16 protein-coding genes and 1 rRNA gene are annotated in these 17,719 nt (G+C 54.3%); 1 reads left to right on the top strand and 16 read right to left on the bottom strand.

Going from position 1 to position 17,719, the window contains the following annotated elements:
- Nucleotides 1–22: 22 nt before the first annotated feature.
- From rlmB to GSF01_RS24120, 15 genes are all read right to left on the bottom strand, one after another.
- Entirely contained in the window at nucleotides 23–763 is a 741-nt protein-coding gene (gene rlmB / locus GSF01_RS24190) for a 23S rRNA (guanosine(2251)-2'-O)-methyltransferase RlmB (RefSeq protein WP_159887850.1), read from the bottom strand.
- Between the two features lie 57 nt (nucleotides 764–820).
- Nucleotides 821–1,357: a Mini-ribonuclease 3 gene (locus GSF01_RS24185; protein WP_159887900.1), complete on the bottom strand. Its 537-nt coding sequence runs from the start codon at nucleotides 1,355–1,357 to the stop codon at nucleotides 821–823.
- A gap of 62 nt (nucleotides 1,358–1,419) precedes the next feature.
- Entirely contained in the window at nucleotides 1,420–2,817 is a 1,398-nt protein-coding gene (gene cysS / locus GSF01_RS24180; protein ID WP_159887849.1) for a cysteine--tRNA ligase, read from the bottom strand.
- Nucleotides 2,807–3,469 (bottom strand): serine O-acetyltransferase, encoded by a 663-nt coding sequence (cysE, locus tag GSF01_RS24175; protein ID WP_159887848.1) that lies wholly within the window; start codon nucleotides 3,467–3,469, stop codon nucleotides 2,807–2,809. Before cysE ends, cysS begins: the two co-directional genes overlap by 11 nt.
- A gap of 484 nt (nucleotides 3,470–3,953) precedes the next feature.
- A complete protein-coding gene (gene gltX, locus GSF01_RS24170) occupies nucleotides 3,954–5,405 on the bottom strand; it encodes a glutamate--tRNA ligase (RefSeq protein ID WP_159887847.1) in 1,452 nt (483 codons plus the stop codon).
- 34 nt (nucleotides 5,406–5,439) lie between these two features.
- Nucleotides 5,440–5,925 carry a 2-C-methyl-D-erythritol 2,4-cyclodiphosphate synthase gene (gene ispF / locus GSF01_RS24165; RefSeq protein WP_159887846.1) on the bottom strand — a complete coding sequence of 162 codons (486 nt, stop codon included), beginning with the start codon at nucleotides 5,923–5,925 and terminating at the stop codon, nucleotides 5,440–5,442.
- Nucleotides 5,922–6,629: a 2-C-methyl-D-erythritol 4-phosphate cytidylyltransferase gene (gene ispD / locus GSF01_RS24160; RefSeq protein WP_159887845.1), complete on the bottom strand. Its 708-nt coding sequence runs from the start codon at nucleotides 6,627–6,629 to the stop codon at nucleotides 5,922–5,924. The genes ispF and ispD overlap by 4 nt, the downstream gene beginning before the upstream one ends.
- Before the next feature lie 124 nt (nucleotides 6,630–6,753).
- On the bottom strand, nucleotides 6,754–7,851 hold the full coding sequence (locus tag GSF01_RS24155) for a PIN/TRAM domain-containing protein (RefSeq protein WP_159887844.1): 1,098 nt from the start codon (nucleotides 7,849–7,851) through the stop codon (nucleotides 6,754–6,756).
- A 169-nt stretch (nucleotides 7,852–8,020) separates the two neighbouring features.
- The gene (gene pssA / locus GSF01_RS24150; protein ID WP_159887843.1) at nucleotides 8,021–8,758 is read right to left on the bottom strand and encodes a CDP-diacylglycerol--serine O-phosphatidyltransferase; all 738 of its coding nucleotides are present in this window, start codon (nucleotides 8,756–8,758) and stop codon (nucleotides 8,021–8,023) included.
- A gap of 76 nt (nucleotides 8,759–8,834) precedes the next feature.
- Nucleotides 8,835–9,884, bottom strand: coding sequence for a DNA integrity scanning diadenylate cyclase DisA (disA, locus tag GSF01_RS24145; protein WP_159887899.1), 1,050 nt, complete (start codon nucleotides 9,882–9,884; stop codon nucleotides 8,835–8,837).
- A gap of 106 nt (nucleotides 9,885–9,990) precedes the next feature.
- Nucleotides 9,991–11,358, bottom strand: coding sequence for a DNA repair protein RadA (radA, locus tag GSF01_RS24140; protein ID WP_159887842.1), 1,368 nt, complete (start codon nucleotides 11,356–11,358; stop codon nucleotides 9,991–9,993).
- Nucleotides 11,359–11,540: 182 nt separating this feature from the next.
- Entirely contained in the window at nucleotides 11,541–13,985 is a 2,445-nt protein-coding gene (clpC, locus tag GSF01_RS24135; protein WP_159887841.1) for an ATP-dependent protease ATP-binding subunit ClpC, read from the bottom strand.
- Between the two features lie 59 nt (nucleotides 13,986–14,044).
- Entirely contained in the window at nucleotides 14,045–15,121 is a 1,077-nt protein-coding gene (locus GSF01_RS24130) for a protein arginine kinase (RefSeq protein ID WP_159887840.1), read from the bottom strand.
- 14 nt (nucleotides 15,122–15,135) lie between these two features.
- Complete coding sequence (locus GSF01_RS24125; RefSeq protein ID WP_159887839.1) at nucleotides 15,136–15,669, bottom strand: UvrB/UvrC motif-containing protein; 534 nt, start codon at nucleotides 15,667–15,669, stop codon at nucleotides 15,136–15,138.
- A 47-nt stretch (nucleotides 15,670–15,716) separates the two neighbouring features.
- Nucleotides 15,717–16,178 carry a CtsR family transcriptional regulator gene (locus GSF01_RS24120; protein WP_159887838.1) on the bottom strand — a complete coding sequence of 154 codons (462 nt, stop codon included), beginning with the start codon at nucleotides 16,176–16,178 and terminating at the stop codon, nucleotides 15,717–15,719.
- 412 nt (nucleotides 16,179–16,590) lie between these two features.
- On the opposite strand from GSF01_RS24120, the gene pdaA reads away from it, so the two are divergent.
- Nucleotides 16,591–17,343 (top strand): delta-lactam-biosynthetic de-N-acetylase, encoded by a 753-nt coding sequence (gene pdaA / locus GSF01_RS24115; RefSeq protein ID WP_159887898.1) that lies wholly within the window; start codon nucleotides 16,591–16,593, stop codon nucleotides 17,341–17,343.
- Between the two features lie 60 nt (nucleotides 17,344–17,403).
- Here pdaA and rrf read toward each other — a convergent pair.
- Nucleotides 17,404–17,520: ribosomal RNA gene (gene rrf, locus GSF01_RS24110) — 5S ribosomal RNA — on the bottom strand.
- Between the last annotated feature and the right edge of the window lie 199 nt (nucleotides 17,521–17,719).

Here is a 17,719-nt window from a genome sequence, read left to right as displayed (position 1 = left end):
CAGCGCCGCGACTTCCGAACCGTCATTTGCCGGCGTGCCGCTGGCGGACTACTTCATACATGAATACCGAAGCCGCTACCGAGGCATTCAAGGAGTTAATGCGGCCGAACATCGGAAGCTGGAGCAGAAAATCACATTTTTCGCGGATCAGTCTGCCAATCCCCTTGCCTTCATTGCCGATCACGATCGCGATGGGCAAGCTGAGGTCGGTCTGATAAAGCGGAGCTTTGGCGCCGACATCCGCCCCCGCGATCCAGACGCCCCGCTCTTTGAGCTGCTCGATGGTCTGAGCCAGGTTCGTTACACGAGCAACCGGCACGTACTCCACGGCTCCAGCGGATGTTTTGGACACGGTAGCGGTAAGTCCGACCGAACGCCGCTTCGGAATGATAACCCCGTGTACCCCCGTACAGTCCGCCGTCCGGAGAATAGAGCCCAGATTATGCGGATCCTCGATCTCGTCCAGAATGAGCAAAAAGGGCTGTTCGTTGCGGGCGGCAGCCCGTGCGAGCAAGTCCTCCACCTCCACATAATCGTAGGCGGCTACCTGGGCGACCACTCCCTGATGCTGCAAGCCCTCCGCCATCTGATCCAGCTTGCGCTTATCTGCAAATTGAACGATAACTCCATGCTGCTTGGCCTCGGCAATGATCGGCTGGGTCAGCTGCTTCTGGGCCTGCTCGGCTATCCATATTTTATTCACCGTTCGACCTGAACGGAGCGCTTCTAGAACGGAATGCTTGCCACCAATGAGATCTTCCACGCTGTATCCCTCTTCTCTTCGGTTAGTTGGTGTGCCGGCCCTCAGGCGGGGCCATATTCAGGCTTCTTCCCGCTCCAGCGAGAGCTCAAGCAGGAAGCGCAGACGCTCCCAGCGGCGGGTATAGTACAGGTAGCCGATCAGGCATTCAAATGCGGTACTGTGCCGATATTCCAGCACGTCTGCATTTTTGGCCGTCGTCCCCGACTTGGCATTGCGGCCCCGCTTCACGATATCGGATTCTTCCTCGGACAACTGAGGAAGCCAGCGGCCGAGCGCCTTGGCCTGCGCCTTGGCGGATACGAACTTCGTAGACAGCCGGTGGAGATGATCGGGCTTATGATTCGCCTGCGCGATCACATATTGACGGACGAACACCTCATATACCGCATCCCCTATATAGGCAAGTACAAGCGGATTGAGCAGCCGCGGCTCGCGGGCAGGGGGGTAGGCGAACAGATTCAGCCCGAACGGGTCAGCGCTCCCTTGGAAGGGCTGCAGATCCTCTCTGGATCCACCGGCCCCTGCACCGCCACTTGGTATGCCCCGGGCCCCCGGCACAGCCGCGCTATCCTTGACCGGCCCGCAGACGGACATCTCGGCGCCGGGAGAAGAAGCTGCGACTGCCGGCTTCTGCGGCTTCGCTTGTTCGTCCCCCCTCATTTGCGCCGCCAACGTATGCCTTGCGGAGTGTCCTCAAGCACAATGCCGCGCTCGGTCAGAAGATCGCGGATCTCGTCGGCACGCGCCCAATTTCTGCTCTTGCGAGCTTCCGTCCGGTCAAGGATCAGCTGTTCGATCTCCGTATCCAGCAGCTCCTCCGAATCGCTGGCCAGAATGCCGAGTACCTCGTTCATTGCAGTCAACTGGCCAAGCAGCAGCTCCACCGTCTCGGCATGAACATGATCCTGATTCAAGTAGGGATTCGCCACATTGACTAGCTCGAACACGGCAGTAATCGCATCCGGCGTATTAAAGTCGTCATCCATCTTGGCTTCGAATTGCGCCTTGATCTCTGCCACTGCCTTAGCCACCGCCTCATCAGCATGGCTCGCATCCGCCGTCTTCAACCGGTGCTTCAGCGCAGCCCGGCAGTTCTCGATCCGGGCGAGGCTACCTCTCGCTTGCTCTACCGCCTCATCGCTGAAGTTAAGCGGGTTGCGGTAATGACCGGATAGCATGAAGTATCGAATAACCTCGGCCGGGATCGTTTTGAGCAGTTGATGCACGGTAATCCCGTTGCCAAGCGACTTGGACATTTTTTCATTGTTGATGTTCACGAAGCCGTTATGCATCCAATAGCGGCTCATCGTGTGACCGGTCAGCCCCTCTGACTGCGCGATCTCGCATTCATGATGCGGGAACGTCAGATCCTGTCCGCCGCCGTGAATGTCGATCGTATCTCCAAGGTACTTGCGCACCATGGCGGAACACTCGATATGCCAGCCGGGACGTCCCTCGCCCCACGGGCTGGACCAGCTGATCTCCCCCGGCTTAGCCGCCTTCCACAGCACGAAGTCCTGCGGATGCTCCTTCCGCTGATCCACATCGACCCGGATGCCGAATTGAAGCTCCTCCAGGTTCTGCTGCGACAGCTTGCCGTATTCTGAGAAATTCGCCGTCCGGAAAAACACGTCTCCTCCTGCCTCGTAGGCGAGTCCCTTCGCTTCCAGTTCGGAGATGAATTCGATGATCTCCTTCATATTTTGCGTAACCCGGGGATGCACAGTCGCTTCGCGTACGCCAAGTCCCCGCGTATCCTCGTAATAATGCTGAACGAACAGATCGGCCACCTCAGGAACCGTCAGGTTCATCTCGGCCGCTTTTTTAATCAGCTTATCGTCGACATCCGTGAAATTTACAACAAAAGTGACTTCGTATCCGCTGTATTCCAAATACCGGCGTACCACATCGAAGAAGATGACCGGCCGCGCGTTGCCGATATGGATATAGTCGTATACGGTCGGACCACAGACGTACATCTTCACCTTACCCGCTTCAAGCGGTTTAAATTCTTCTTTTTGACGGGCCATCGTATTGTAAATATTAAGCGTCATGAGAGTTTTGTCCTCCGTTCTTAGATTCCAGTATAGCCAGCTTCCTTTTTAATTCATCCACTTGCTCCTGGGTATTCCGGAACATCTCGATGACCGGATCCGGCAGCTTGTCATGCTCCAGCCGGCCGATCCGCACGCCGTCGCGCTTCACGACGCGTCCCGGTATGCCGACAACGGTACTGTTCGGAGGAACCTCGGAGAGCACAACCGCGTTGGTGCCTATTCTGGAATTGTCGCCTACCGTGAAGGAGCCCGTCACCTTCGCTCCCGCGGAAATCACGACATTATTGCCGATCGTCGGATGGCGCTTGCCTTTCTCCTTGCCGGTCCCGCCAAGCGTCACCCCGTGATACAGCAGGACATCGTCGCCGATCTCACAGGTTTCCCCGATGACGACTCCCATCCCATGATCGATAAAAAAGCGGCGGCCGATCACGGCGCCCGGATGAATTTCGATACCGGTCATAAACCGGCTGATCTGTGAGATGACCCTCGCCAAGGAATACCACTTTCGGTTGTAGAACCAATGAGCGATCCGGTGCGCCCACAAAGCGTGCAGCCCCGCGTAGGTGAATACCACCTCAAACCAGCCGCGGGCGGCCGGATCGTTCTCAAAAATCGTGGCAATGTCTTCTTTCATTCTGCCGAACATGACTTTTAGGACCCCGCTTCCTTTATCCTTCCCTGCAGCATAAACGCTTCTGCGGCTTTCCTTCCCTTACCGAACCGCGCCATCTGCGCCCCGCAGGCTAATACTCTCTTACTGTCCCGCCTTCTTAAAGCTCAAAAAGCCCCCGCAGCCGTCAAGGCTGCAGAGGCGTGTCAAGTCGCGGTTCCACTCTGCTTGCACGGGCGATGGCTGTCCGGCTGTCCGCCTGGAAACCACGCATCCGCGCATCTTACTCGTTCGTATCGTGAACGGTACGGCAAAACTACCCTGAGCACGAGGGAGTCCTCGCGGATCAGATCGTCTTTACGGCTCCCGGGTGCACTTCCGCCGATGGTGGATTGGATGACTCGCAGCCGGCTTCTGTGCCGGTCATCCTCTCTGTGAATCCGCCCTTTCCGCGTACTTTCCCGTTCTACGCCATGATGGATATAGGTTTGTTTACGATGTTAGCAGAAATACCGCTTGATTACAATAACTTCTTAAGCCGCGCAAGCACCTTGTCCCGGCCCAGAAGATGAATCGTCATGTTCAGATCGGGACCGTGCATCTGGCCCGTCAACGCGACGCGAATCGTCATAAACAGAGGCTTGCCCTTGTAGCCGGTCTCGGTCTGTACGGCCTTGATCAGACCCTTGATCGCATCCACGCTAAAATCTGCGGCAGCCTCGACCTGCTTCAGGAAGGCAGCGAGTACGACAGGAGCATGCTCCTCGGCAAGCAGCGCGCCGGCTTCGTCGCCGATCTGCACCTCTTCACGGAAGAACAGCTCGGACAGATTAACAATCTCAGAGGCATAACGCAGCTGCTCCTGGTACAGTCTGATCAGCGAGCGGGCCCAGGTATGCTGCTCCTCGCTCAGTTCCCCGGGCAGCAAGCCCGCCTGCTGCAGATGCGGCAGCGCGAGCCCGGCGATCCGCTCGGGGTCCGCTTTTTTGATGTAAGCATTATTCATCCAGTTCAGCTTGTCCATATCGAAAACAGCCGGGCTCTTGGATACCCGGTCGAGGTCGAACTGCGCGATCAGCTCTTCCTTGGAGAACATCTCTTCCTCGCCCTTCGGCGACCAGCCTAGCAGCGCGATGAAGTTGACCACCGCCTCCGGCAAATACCCGAGCGACTGATACTGCTGGATAAATTGGATGATCGACTCATCCCGTTTGCTCATCTTCTTGCGTTCCTGATTCAGAATCAGCGCCAAATGAGCGAACTCGGGAACCGGCAGGCCAAGCGCCTCATACATCATGATCTGGCGCGGGGTGTTGGTCAGATGCTCCTCTCCCCGGATCACGAGCGAGATCTTCATCAGGTGATCGTCCAGAATGACGGCAAAGTTATAAGTAGGTATGCCATCCGGCCGCACGATAATAAAGTCGCCGATCCCGTTCGTTTCGAACTCCACGCGCTCACGGATACGGTCCGTGAAGGCGATCGTCCGATCTGCCGGCACCCGGAAGCGGATGGACGGCTGACGCCCTTCATCCAGGTAGCGCTGGCGCTCGTCCGGAGTCAGGCTGCGGCACCTGCCGGAGTACATCGGCATCTCGCCAGCCGCCTCCTGGGCGGCACGCTCCGCTTCGAGATCGGCTTCCGTACAGAAGCAATGGTAAGCATGTCCTTCCTTCAGCAACTGCTCGACGAATGGCTGATACAAGGACAGCCGCTCCATCTGCCGATAAGGACCATAAGGGCCCCCGATATCCACACTTTCGTCCCAATCCAAGCCAAGCCAGCGCAAGCCTTCCAATTGGTTGTCGACTCCCGACTCCACATGACGCGTTTGATCCGTGTCCTCGAAGCGGACGATAAACTGCCCCCCATGCTTACGGGCATACAAATAATCGAACAAGGCGGTGCGGGCACCGCCAATATGTAAATGACCGGTCGGACTCGGCGCATATCTTACACGAACGTCAGCCATCCCCTGAATCCCCTTCCGTAAAATCTATAATGTGTTATGATAACACATCTCGAACCAGACAAACAATCGCTTGGGATGCGATTCCTTCGCCACGTCCGGTAAACCCGAGCTGCTCGGTCGTCGTAGCCTTCACATTGACCTGGTTTTCCTCTGCGCCGAGGGCGGCTGCAATCCGCGTCACCATAGCCGGAATATACGGCGCCATCTTGGGCTTCTGAGCGATGATCGTCAGATCCGCATTGCCCAGTCGGTATCCCGCTTCCACCGCGAGCTTCCACACCTGCAGCAGCAGCTCGTAGCTGTCTGCATCCTTATACGCGTCAGCCGTATCCGGGAAATGTCTGCCGATATCGCCCATAGCCAGCGCCCCGAGAATCGCATCGCTAAGCGCATGGAGCAGCACGTCGGCATCGGAATGTCCGATCAACCCCTTTTCGAAAGGGATCTCGATCCCTCCGATGATACATTTCCGTCCCTCTACCAATTGGTGCACGTCAAATCCTTGTCCTACGCGAATCATTCGTTTCCCTCTCCCCTGACATGATGTAAGATCCATTCGGCCCAAGGCATGTCCTCCGGCGTCGTGATCTTAATGTTGTAATAATCGCTCTCTACGACGGATACGCTTCTCCCCAGACGCTCGACCAGCATCGCATCGTCCGTACCCGTAAAGCCGTCCCTCTTAGCCCCGGCATGCGCTTCCAGCAATAAAGAAAGACGAAAAGCTTGCGGGGTTTGTATCGCCCACAAGCTGCTGCGGTCCGGCGTCGCCGCAATGACGCCATCGCCGTTCACGATTTTTATCGTATCCTTCACGGGCACGGCGAGAACGGCCGCATCCGTCAGCCGCGCTTGCTCCAGACATGCCTTCACATGGCGGGCTGCCGCGAACGGACGAACGCCGTCATGGACAAGCACCCAGTCGATGCCGGTAGGCAGTGCCATCAGTCCCTCATACACGGAATCCTGACGTTCCCTGCCCCCGCGAATCACCGCAGCCGTCTTGACCAGACCGTATTGCCGGACCCAATGCTGGCAGCGCTCCACATCGTCTGCGCCGGTCACCAGGACGATCGTATCGACAAACTCCATCCGTTCGAACGCTAGTAGCGTATGTATAAGTATCGGTTTGTCATCCAGCTGCAAATACTGCTTGCTTTCCGTCGTGCCCATACGGGTGCCTTTCCCGGCTGCCACGACGACAACGCCTGTCTTGTTCCTCACTATGCCCACCTGCCTGCCAACCGTCTAACACCAGCCGCGAACATACATTCGCATCATCTCGCAACAAGCATCTCTGACCGCTTGGATGGAGATCGTAAAGGTGCATCTCCTCTATCATAACGGTTCAGAGCGCTTTTTCCAATAGCTTGGGCTTGGCAAAAATCATCCGGCCCGCCGATGTCTGCAGCACGCTTGTAACGAGCACGTCCAGCGTCGTTCCAATAAATTCGCGGCCGCCCTCCACCACGATCATCGTTCCGTCGTCCAGATAGGCGACTCCCTGACCATACTCCTTGCCGTCCTTGATGACCTGGACCAGTATTTCCTCCCCCGGCAGCACGACCGGCTTTACGGCGTTCGCAAGATCATTAATATTGAGCACCGATACGCCCTGCAGCTCGCATACCTTATTGAGGTTGAAATCATTCGTGATCACCTTGCCGCGCAGCACCTTCGCCAGCTTGACCAGCTTGCTGTCCACTTCGGAGATATCCTCGAAATCCCCTTCGTAGATCAGCACCTTCACATCCAGCTCCTTCTGAATTTTATTCAGAATGTCGAGCCCGCGACGGCCGCGGTTTCGCTTCAGCAAATCCGACGAATCTGCAATATGCTGGAGCTCCTCCAGCACAAACTCGGGAATGACAAGCGTGCCCTCGATAAAGCCGGTTTTGCAGATATCGGCAATTCTGCCGTCAATAATGACGCTGGTGTCCAGAATCTTATGTTCCTCAAAGCCCTTTACCTCTCCTTGCCCCCCGCGCCGACCGCGCGCTTCTCCCCGCTTCTCCAATAGGGCCAGCAGTTCTTCCTTCTTCACTAGCCCCAGCCGAAAGCCGGCAAAAGCCAGGATGCCGATGACCAGCATATGAAGCAGCGGATTGGAAAAGCCTGTTCGATCGAGGGGGAGCAGCAGCAGCGTGGAAAGCAAGACGCCGATCCCCATGCCCGTCGACCCGGCGATCAGATCGATGATCGGGACGGATTCGATCCGTTGCTCCCCGTCCTGAATGGCATCCAGCATGGAATGGAAAGCCCAAGCGCTGACGAGGTAAAAGACTAAAGCGAAAGCCAAAAACATCCAGACGGCTTGTCCCCTTATCTCGTCCACTCCCGCTATCGATGCTAGGACATCAAATACGGGAGTACCGAGCGCATCGCTCCACTGCGCGCCCAAGGCGCCGCCGATCAGTGCAAATAGTAGCTGGAATCCTTTTTTCATCCTAGTCTTCACCTCCAATAATTTCCTAACTTCCTCGTTACAATTATGATCCAAAAGCATCCTCGCTAATCCCTGCAGGCAAAGAATTTACAAAAATGACGAAAAAACAAAAAAAGCATCTATTCTCCAGGAGGAAAATAAATGCTTTTCATTTCCGTCTATACGTGTTTTAGAGGATGGGAGTTTGCGATTCCGCTTCCTCGAGTTCTTTTTTCCGCTTTCTGCGGGCAAAGAAGAAGAGGCGATCAACGTTTTTTTTTAAGCCATACAGCGCATAAAGGAGCAGCGGCACGAAAATAAGCTTGGACAAGGTGCCTGGAAATTTAATGGCCAGTACAACGGCAATGACGACAACGACCGGAGTAATCCAGATAGCCGCCTTCGGGATGCCGATTTTCTTGAAGTTCGGGTATTTCACGGTGCTAACCATCAGATAGGATAGCAGAAGCGTGGACAGTACCAGCACCAGGGTATTCAATTCCTGATGGAACAGGGCAAGGGTGCACAACACGCCGCCTGCAGCTGGAATGGGAAGTCCGATAAAGTAGCCGGGCGTTCCGGCGACCACGTTGAATCTTGCCAAGCGAAGAGCTCCGCAGATCGGGAACACAGCCGTAACGATCCAGGCCGCAGCCGTATTCAGATCGGTAAAAGCTACTACATACATAATGAACGCCGGCGCTACTCCGAAAGAAATGACATCCGACAAGGAATCCAGTTCTTTACCGAACTCGCTTTGGGCATTCAACGCACGTGCCACGCGCCCGTCCAAGCCATCGAGCAGCATCGCTACAATGACCATGATCGCCGCAAGCTCCGGCTTATTATTAAAAACGGATATAATGGCGATGATACCGAGGAACAAATTCCCAATCGTAAAGACATTGGGTAGGGATTTAGTTATCATGGATTAGTCCACCTCTGGTTTTACTGTTCCCCCAAGCCGTACATGCTAGTGGGGTCACCCTATGATTGTAAGCAAGTTAGATATGTCTGTCAATGAGTACCTGATCTTGGATACGCTTCAGTCCTTCTTTAATCGTTCGTGCCCGTACCTCTCCAATCCCGTCCACCTCATCCAGCTCTCCGATCGTAGCCATCATCAGATGGGGGAGCTGCCCGAACCGCTCGATTAAATTGTGAATAATAATCGTAGGCAGCCGGGGGATCTTATTCAGCACACGATAGCCTCGCGGTGAAACGATTTCTTCGGCGTTGGCGGAAAAATGAGGATATCCGAGAACGCGGGCAATCTGGGAGTGATCGATAATCTCGTCTCCTGCAAGCCGCTTGAGCTGCGAGAACACATCCTTGACCTTGTCCTCGTTAGCCTCCTTTATATAATCTTTTACGAGCAGCAGAGCTTCGCGTTCCGTATTTCCCACCAATTCCTCCAGCTGCATGCTGATCAGCCGGCCCTCGTTGCCGAGTTCATTAATATACCGATTGATTTCTGTTTTAATGCGCAGCACCATCTCGATCCGCTGGATAACGCCCGTGACATCATGCAGCGTCACAATCTCCTCGAACTCTGACGCACCGAGATTCGTCATATCCTGATCGAGCACCGACTTATATTTCTCCAGCGTCTGAATCGCCTGGTTCGCCTTAGTCAGTATTACCCCAATATCCTTCAATGCATAACGCAAATTTCCCTGATACAACGTAATGACATTCCGGCGCTGCGATATGGACACGACCAGCTTCGAGGTTTGCTTTGCGACCCTCTCTGCGGTTCTGTGGCGGATCCCCGTCTCGGAAGACGAGATCGATGAATCCGGAATGAGCTGGGTATTCGCATAAAGGATTCGCTTCAGATCCTCACTGAGGATAATGGCGCCGTCCATTTTGGCAAGCTCATATAAGTAGTTTGGGGAAAAATCGCAATTGATGGAGAAGCCTCCATCTACGATCTCCATCACCTCCGGGCTATAGCCGACTACGATCAGCCCGCCCGTCTTTGCCCGCAGTACGTTCTCCAGCCCATCGCGAAATGGCGTACCCGGTGCAACCAGCTGCAGCAGCTGGCTCATCACGTCGCGTTTTGAATCTTCCTTGCTCAAGCGATGTCCCTCCTGACTTCCTGACGACTATAAGTTCGGATTCCAAAAAGCCGAGCTTCTTGTACACCCATCATATTTATACCAATGCGGCAGACAGCGCCTGTGCTACAGTCTGCACGCCGATGATCTCAATTCCCGGAGGAGGCGTCCACCCTTTCAAGCTCTTCTCCGGCATAATGACCCGTTTGAAGCCCAGCTTCTGTGCCTCCCGGACGCGTTGATCGACGCGCGATACGCCCCGTACCTCGCCGGTCAAGCCCACTTCGCCAAATACGACATCGAAGGGCTGGGTCGGCTGGTCGCGGAAGCTGGATGCGATGCTGACGGCAACCGCCAGATCGACAGCGGGCTCATCCAGCTTGACTCCGCCCGCAATATTCAGATAAGCATCCTGGTTCTGCAAAAACATCCCCATTCGCTTCTCAAGCACCGCGATGATCAGCGACAACCGGTTATGGTCGTAACCGGTTGCCATCCTGCGCGGGGAAGGGAAGTTGGTGGAGGAGATTAACGCCTGGAGCTCTACGAGCACAGGCCGCGTACCCTCCATACTGGCGACTACGATGGAGCCGGCTACCCCGAGCGGACGCTCGGATAAGAAAAGCTCGGACGGATTGCTGACCTCGACCAATCCGCTCTCCCGCATTTCGAAGATGCCGATCTCGTTGGTGGAGCCGAACCGGTTTTTGACCGCACGGAGCACCCGGTAGGAATGATGCCGCTCTCCCTCGAAGTAGAGTACGCAATCCACCATATGCTCGAGCAGCCGAGGGCCCGCGATCGCCCCCTCCTTAGTAACATGACCAACCAGTACGGTTGCAATACCCCTGACTTTCGCAATTCGCATAAAATGCCCGGTGCATTCCCTGACCTGGGACACGCTGCCCGGTGCGGAGGTAACAGCCGGATGATATACCGTCTGAATCGAGTCGATTACAATAAAGTCAGGCTCCAGCTCGTCGATAGCCGCCTCAATAAACTCGACATTCGTCTCGCTGAGTACGAAGAGAAGCGGAGACACCGCTTGCAGGCGGTCTGCCCTTAGCTTCGTTTGTCTAACCGATTCCTCACCGGAAATATATAACACCTTCAACTGCTGTTCGGTCAGCTCATGGGAGGTTTGGAGCAGCAGCGTAGATTTCCCGATCCCCGGGTCGCCGCCGACGAGTATTAGCGAGCCCGGCACGAGCCCGCCGCCCAGCACCCGATTCAGCTCCTGGTTGTTCGTGATAACCCGCTGCTCTTCGCTGCTTTCTATATTTATGATCGAAACCGGTTTTTCTTTCTTATTGGAAATCGAGGTACTCGCTCCCCTCGATTTGCTGACCGTCTCTACTTCTTCCACAAAGGTATTCCACGCCTCGCATCCCGGACATTTCCCGAGCCACTTCGGCGATTCATAGCCGCACTGCTGACAATAAAATTTCGTTTTTGTTTTGGCCATCTTCTCTAGTCACCTCAAGTTCCATTCAAAGTTTACCATGCCGCTCGGGCAAAGAAAACCCTTACTCTCCTCGTATAGGCAATAAAATGCAAATAAAATCTGGCTTCAGCCAAAAAACACCTGCCGACCGGATAAACCGGTAACGGCAGGTGCCTGTAAGGCAGATAATTTAGCGATTCCCTTTAGGCCTCCGAGCCGACGCTGAGGTCGCGGTTCACGACCAGTTCCCCATCCTTTTCGTCGATCGTCAGCTTATCGCCTTTGGATATGTTGCCGCGGAGCAGTTCCTCGGACAACCGGTCCTCGATGTGCTTCTGGATCGCCCGGCGAAGCGGTCTGGCACCGAAGCTCGGGTCGTAGCCTTCCTTCGCGAGGAATGCCTTGGCGGCATCCGTAATCACGAAGTCCACCTCCTGCTCCCTCAGACGCTTGCGGAGATCGTCCGCCATCAGCGTCACGATCTGAGCGATATGCTGCTCGTCAAGGGAGTGGAAGACGATGATCTCGTCGATCCGGTTCAGGAACTCCGGACGGAAGCTCTTCTTCAGCTCACCCATCACTTTGTCCTTCATGTTCCCGTATTCCCGGCCCGCATCGATCGTCGCCGTGAAACCAAGCGTCGAATTTTTCCTGATCACATCGGCCCCGACGTTGGATGTCATGATGATCAAGGTGTTGCGGAAATCAACCGTACGGCCTTTGGAATCGGTCAGGCGGCCATCCTCCAGCACCTGCAGCAGGATGTTGAAAACTTCAGGATGCGCCTTCTCAATTTCATCCAGCAGGACGACGGAGTAGGGCTTGCGGCGAACCTTTTCGGTCAACTGACCGCCTTCCTCGTACCCCACATATCCCGGAGGTGCCCCGACGAGACGCGACGTGGAATGCTTCTCCATGTACTCGGACATATCGATGCGGATCACCGCATTTTCATCCCCGAAGAGCGACTCGGCCAAGGCGCGGGCCAGCTCGGTTTTACCGACGCCCGTAGGTCCCAGGAAGATGAAGGAGCCCATCGGACGCTTCGGATCCTTCAAGCCTGCTCTTGCCCGGCGGATAGCGCGGCTTACGGCCTTGACGGCCTCATCCTGCCCGATCACGCGATCATGCAGGATGGATTCCATCTTCAGCAGTCGCTCGGTCTCTTCCTCCGCCAGCTTGACGACCGGGATTCCCGTCCAGCTCGCCACTACTTGCGCGATGTCTTCAGGGGTTACCTCGGAGTCCGTGCGTCCTTGCTTTTCCTTCCACTCGTTCTTCGTCGTATCCAGCTCTTCGCGCATCTTCTGCTCCGTGTCGCGCAGAGAAGCTGCCTTCTCGAACTCTTGGCTTTGTACCGCAGCATCCTTCTCCTTGCGGATGTCTTCCAGCTTGTTCTCCAGCTTCTTCAGATCCGGCGGTACCGTGTAGGAGCGGAGCCTTACCTTGGAGCTCGCCTCATCGATCAGATCGATCGCTTTGTCCGGCAGGAACCGGTCCGTAATATAACGGTCGGACAGTTTAACGGCTTGCTCGATCGCCTCATCCGTAATTTTCACCCGGTGATGGGCTTCATACCGATCACGCAGACCATGCAGGATCTGAATCGCTTCTTCCGGCGAAGGCTGATCTACCGTAATCGGCTGGAATCTGCGCTCTAGAGCGGCGTCTTTCTCAATATATTTGCGATATTCGTCCAAGGTGGTAGCGCCGATGCATTGCAGCTCGCCGCGGGCCAGGGATGGCTTCAAAATATTCGAAGCATCGATCGCTCCCTCTGCGCCCCCCGCTCCGATCAGGGTATGCAGCTCGTCGATGAACAAAATAATGTTCCCGGCTTGGCGAATTTCGTCCATAATTTTTTTCAAACGATCCTCGAATTCACCGCGATATTTCGTTCCGGCAACGACCGAGCCCATATCGAGCGTCATAACCCGCTTGTCGCGCAGCGTCTCCGGAATTTCATTGTTAATAATTTTTTGGGCAAGACCTTCCGCGATCGCAGTTTTACCGACACCGGGCTCCCCGATCAGAACCGGGTTGTTCTTCGTGCGGCGGCTGAGCACTTGAATCACGCGCTCAATCTCCTTGCTGCGGCCGATAACCGGATCCAGATTGCCGTCCTTCGCGTAGGCGGTCAGATCGCGTGCCAAGCCGTCCAACGTAGGCGTATTGACATTGACCGGATTGCCGTGGCTAGGGGAAACAACTTCGCTGCTGCCGAGCAGCTGCAGAACCTGCTGACGAGCTTTGTTCAAGCTCACGCCGAGATTGTTCAGCACCCGAGCGGCCACACCCTCGCCTTCGCGAATAAGTCCCAGCAGGATATGCTCCGTACCGACATACGTATGCCCAAGCTTGCGGGCTTCATCCATCGACAGCTCAATGACCTTCTTGGCGCGAGGCGTATAAGCAATGTTGGTCGGCTGCTCCTGCCCCCGCCCGATGAGGGATTCCACCTCGTCCTGTATCTTCTCCAGGCCTAGTCCGAGCGCGATTAACGCTTTAGCGGCAATGCCCTCGCCCTCCCGAATCAAGCCAAGCAAAATATGCTCGGTTCCAATATTGTTATGTCCTAGCCGGACAGCTTCCTCTTGAGCCAAGGATAATACTTTCTGCGCGCGTTCCGTAAATCTGCCAAACATCATGAGTAACACCTCCAAGATTGGTAAACATTCATTTGTTTGCTGTTCTGGTGATCGTGGTGTCAGCGGACTTCGTCCGATTCGGACATTTTGTCTCGGATCAGCTGCGCTCTTCTAATGTCTCTTTCTTCAGGCGACAGCTTTTCTCCTGCTAACTGCTGCAAAAAACCCGGCTGAGTCATCACCAGCAATTCGTTAAGCACCTGCGGAGGCACTTTTTTGATAAAACCGAGATCAATACCGAGCCTCACATCCGACAGTCGCTGAGCCGCTTCCTTCGAGTCCATAATCGCTGCGTACGACAGAATACCGTAAGACCGGCTCACCCGGTCCAATAGCTTGGCTCGGTTCTCTACCGACAGCTTCATCCTTGCGGCGCGCTCATGCTCGATAATCTGGCGAACGACGCTGTGGAGATTGTCGATAATTTCTTCCTCCGACTGGCCCAGCGTAATCTGATTGGATATCTGGAACAAATTGCCCAGCGCTTCGCTGCCCTCTCCGTATAACCCCCTGACAGCTAGGCCTACCTGCGTAATAGCCGACAAAATCCGGTTGATCTGCTGAGTAAGCACAAGCGCCGGCAGATGGATCATGACCGAGGCACGGATGCCCGTGCCGACATTAGTCGGGCAGCTTGTCATATATCCCCGCTTCTCATCGAAGGCGTAGTCCAGCTGAACTTCAAAAACATCGTCAATCTGATTGGCCAGATCCCAGGCTTCCTTGATCTGAAACCCCGGGCATAGGCACTGTATCCTCAGGTGATCTTCTTCATTCACCATGATACTGATGGATTCATTATCCGAAAGAATAACAGCCCCATTGCGCGAATCATTGGCAAGGGCCGGACTGATCAGATGCTTCTCCACAAGCACGCGCCGCTGCAGCTCATCCAGCTCGGACAGTGGCAGCAGGGTAAAGTGACTGATCGTCTCCAGATCTTCATTGTCCATCAATGATTTGACGCGGTTCAGCACCTCTTGAGACTGCTGGTTCGTGGCCAGCATGGGGAAGGGATACGCCCCCACATTGCGTGCTATGCGTATACGCGTACTGATTACGATGTCCGAGTCCGGACCTTCCTCTTTCATCCAATCGCTCAAGGCGTGCTCCGTAAAGCGTTGCACTTCCGTCATAAGGGTGCTCCTCCTTATTCCCCCGCCGTCTGGCCTTCTGCTGCCTGTTTTTCCAATTCGCGGATTTTGTCCCGCAGCTTAGCTGCCTCTTCAAATTCCTCTTGCTCGATCCGGCCTTGCAAGTCCTTCTTTAATTCCTCAATTTCCCGTTTAATCTTTATTAACCCGCCTGAGCGCTTGGGAACCTTGCCCGTATGTGTCGTATTGCCGTGAACCCGCTTGAATAAAGGGTCTAGCCTTTCGTTAAAATGCTTGTAGCATTCGCTACAGCCGAAGCGTCCCACTTTACTGAACTGGCTATAGGTCAAGCCGCAATGATCGCATCGGGTCGGCTGGACCTTGGCCGCCGTCTGATTAGGAGACGTAGGCTCGAAGTCGAGCAAGCCGCTCAACAGGTTATGAATCGAGAATCCTCCGGGCGTGCCCGGAATCATCTCTCCCTTCTCCCGAGCGCACGATTCGCAAATATGGAATTCCGTTTTTTCGCCGTTCAAGATTTTCGTGAAATGAAGTGTCGCCTGCTTTTTCCCGCATTCCTGACAAATCAAAGCAGTCCCTCCTTCGGCGTTGTATAGGGTATATCGTTTACTTTCGTTTACTTGCTCAATAAGCAGATCATCATCGCCTTCAGCATCCGGGCGCGTATCTCGTCCCGCAGAGGCAGCTTGAGCGTAAGCACCTCTCGGTCCAAAGCCGCTTTCATAAGCGCAGCCTCACGAGTAGTAACGAACCCGCCTTCCTCCAGGCGGTAGAGAAGCCCTTCGGACGCATTTTGGTCAATGTGAGTGCCTACATTTTGAAAAATATAATCAAGCACCGTGCCATGCGAATGCAGCACGATCTTCTGAATCCGGACATACCCCCCGCCGCCACGCTTGCTCTCGACGATATACCCTTTCTCCAAGGTAAAACGAGTGCTGATGACATAATTAATTTGCGACGGAACGCAATTAAACTGATCGGCCAGCTCATTGCGCTGGATCTCGATTACGCCATCCGGGCTCTGCTGCATGATTTGCTTCAGATGCTGCTCGATCATTTCTGAAACACTGCGCATCTGCTTCAACCTCCATACAAAGGTTATTTAGGTACTTGCTTTTTAAACCATTTACTGACTTTGACTTTCTTTGACTTTAGTAATATTATAACAGATTTATTTCGGATTGCAACTGGTCTTCCCACGCCCTTCTCTCCCGGACCTGCCCTCCATTATCTGAGTACGTTTGTCTCAGTATGTACATTCCTGGACCAAGTTAACGTATGCGCGGCAGCCAAATGTTGTGTAAAGTAGGCGGCCTTCCGATCTGCTGAACCCATATTTTTTCTAGATCGGGCATACATACCCTCTTTTGAATCGTGGGATAGTAACACGAGCTTTGAGGGTTCCATGCACGTTAATTTTCACTAAATCAGGAGGATGTATCGAAGTGAAGCAGAGAGGCTGTAGACCCAAGCTTATTGCCGCGTGGATGTTGGCCTGCCTAGTTACAGTCTGGTTTCTTCCGGATGATGTACAAGCTGACGTAGCTTATCATTTTGGCTTTAAAAAAAGCGTCAACGGGCAAGAGCCTTCCATCAATGAAGAAGGCTTTAAACCGCTGCTGCAAAAATACGGAGCTATTTTCACCGGAGACCCGAATCAAAAGGAGCTGTATCTTACCTTCGATAACGGTTATGAGAACGGGTTTACCCCACGCATTTTGGATACGCTGAAAGAAAAGCAAGTACCCGCTATTTTCTTCGTAACCGGCCACTATGTTAAGGAGCAAGCCGAACTGCTTAAGCGGATGAAAGCGGAGGGACATCTGATCGGCAACCATTCGTGGCATCATCCCGACATGAGTCAGATTTCCGCTGAACGTATCCGGGAGGAGCTCACCCAAGTAAAAACAGCGGTAGCTGACATTACCGGCCAGCAGGAGATGACCTACTTGCGTACGCCGAGGGGCATTTTCAATGAACGGACCTTAGCCGTGAGCAAAGAGCTTGGTTATACGAATGTGTTCTGGTCGGTCGCTTACAAGGATTGGGATACGAGGGATCAGAAGGGGTGGAAGTACGCCTATGACAAGGTCATGGCTCAATTGCATCCCGGTGCTGTACTGCTGCTGCATTCGGTATCCAAGGACAATACTGAAGCTCTGGGAGCTATCATCGATGAAGCGCGCAAGCAAGGATATGTGTTCAAAAGCCTGGATGAAATGACGGTTCGCAAGCCGTAACCAGACTCGGCCAACAAAAAAACAGCTCATTCAGCGTGAACTGAACGGGCTGTTTTGGAAGCTTGGCGACGTTCTACTCTCCCAGGACCCTTCGGTCCAAGTACCATCGACGCTGGAAGGCTTAACGTTCGTGTTCGGGATGGGTACGCGTGGTTCCCTTCCGCCATCATCACCAAACCTGCAAGTTTCACGAAGTGAAACTACTTCGGAAGCTTGGATTTTTCGAGGATTACTCCTCTGGAATCGCTGCGAGAAAATATCCCCGCTTTCTCAAGGCTTGCACCTTGAAAACTGGATGCGAAACTAAGCATGCTGAATGCTGTTAGCTTATTTGGATAAGCCCTCGACCGATTAGTATTCGTCAGCTACACGCGTT

The sequence above is a fragment of the Paenibacillus puerhi genome, from assembly GCF_009846885.1.
GTDB lineage: Bacteria > Bacillota > Bacilli > Paenibacillales > NBRC-103111 > Paenibacillus_G > Paenibacillus_G puerhi.
Note: the sequence above shows the minus strand (reverse complement) of the source record. Positions and strands in the feature narration are given on the sequence as shown.

What these genes read in the sequence shown, in the direction of transcription:
- clpC (WP_159887841.1), bottom strand. Translation starts at nt 13,985, where the DNA reads ATGATGTTTGGCAGATTTACGGAACGCGCGCAGAAAGTATTATCCTTG.
- disA (WP_159887899.1), bottom strand. Translation starts at nt 9,884, where the DNA reads ATGAGCCAGCTGCTGCAGCTGGTTGCACCGGGTACGCCATTTCGCGAT.
- ispF (WP_159887846.1), bottom strand. Translation starts at nt 5,925, where the DNA reads ATGATTCGCGTAGGACAAGGATTTGACGTGCACCAATTGGTAGAGGGA.
- cysS (WP_159887849.1), bottom strand. Translation starts at nt 2,817, where the DNA reads ATGACGCTTAATATTTACAATACGATGGCCCGTCAAAAAGAAGAATTT.
- GSF01_RS24130 (WP_159887840.1), bottom strand. Translation starts at nt 15,121, where the DNA reads ATGACGGAAGTGCAACGCTTTACGGAGCACGCCTTGAGCGATTGGATG.
- gltX (WP_159887847.1), bottom strand. Translation starts at nt 5,405, where the DNA reads ATGGCTGACGTTCGTGTAAGATATGCGCCGAGTCCGACCGGTCATTTA.
- GSF01_RS24120 (WP_159887838.1), bottom strand. Translation starts at nt 16,178, where the DNA reads ATGCGCAGTGTTTCAGAAATGATCGAGCAGCATCTGAAGCAAATCATG.
- pdaA (WP_159887898.1), top strand. Translation starts at nt 16,591, where the DNA reads ATGTTGGCCTGCCTAGTTACAGTCTGGTTTCTTCCGGATGATGTACAA.
- GSF01_RS24185 (WP_159887900.1), bottom strand. Translation starts at nt 1,357, where the DNA reads ATGTCCGTCTGCGGGCCGGTCAAGGATAGCGCGGCTGTGCCGGGGGCC.
- GSF01_RS24155 (WP_159887844.1), bottom strand. Translation starts at nt 7,851, where the DNA reads ATGAAAAAAGGATTCCAGCTACTATTTGCACTGATCGGCGGCGCCTTG.
- cysE (WP_159887848.1), bottom strand. Translation starts at nt 3,469, where the DNA reads ATGTTCGGCAGAATGAAAGAAGACATTGCCACGATTTTTGAGAACGAT.
- radA (WP_159887842.1), bottom strand. Translation starts at nt 11,358, where the DNA reads ATGGCCAAAACAAAAACGAAATTTTATTGTCAGCAGTGCGGCTATGAA.
- pssA (WP_159887843.1), bottom strand. Translation starts at nt 8,758, where the DNA reads ATGATAACTAAATCCCTACCCAATGTCTTTACGATTGGGAATTTGTTC.